This window comes from Skermanella sp., assembly GCF_059503625.1.
This window is the reverse complement of the sequence record NZ_JCACHA010000449.1, coordinates 1,938-2,333: the sequence shown is the minus strand read 5'-3', so window position 1 is coordinate 2,333 and position 396 is coordinate 1,938. Positions and strand designations below refer to the sequence as shown.

1 protein-coding gene is annotated in these 396 nt (G+C 61.9%); it reads right to left on the bottom strand.

Features of this window, described 5'->3' with window-relative positions; translation table 11 throughout:
• Positions 1-91 precede the first annotated feature (91 nt).
• Positions 92-396, bottom strand: a 305-nt coding sequence (locus tag AC5JJ6_RS09945; protein ID WP_496041888.1) for a M10 family metallopeptidase C-terminal domain-containing protein, incomplete at its 5' end; no start/stop codon positions are given.

The following is a 396-nucleotide window of genomic DNA, read 5'->3' as shown; positions in this document are numbered from 1 at the left end:
GAGCATCGGACAGAACATTATCTCGCGACACGGCGTTCCTCTTCCCAATCATGAAGACCCGCCCGCCGGTGTACGGCGGGCGGGTCCAGCCTTACCCGAAGAAGTAGTCGGCCTGGGCTGGTGAGCTGGCGTTTACCAACGTGATCTGGAAGTCGGAGGCGCTGTCGCTGTTCGCATCGACGCCGATCACCGTGTTCGCACCCGCCGAACTGCTTTGGACATCACCGAAGTCGATGCCGTAAGCGCTGAGGTCAATCTTGTCGGTGCCCGAGACGAAATCGAGAATGGTGTCGTTGCCGGCGTTGCCGCTGAACACGAACACATCCTTGCCGGCGCCGCCGATGAACGAGTCATCGCCCTTGCCGCCATTCAGCCGGTCATTGCCGGCGCCGCCGA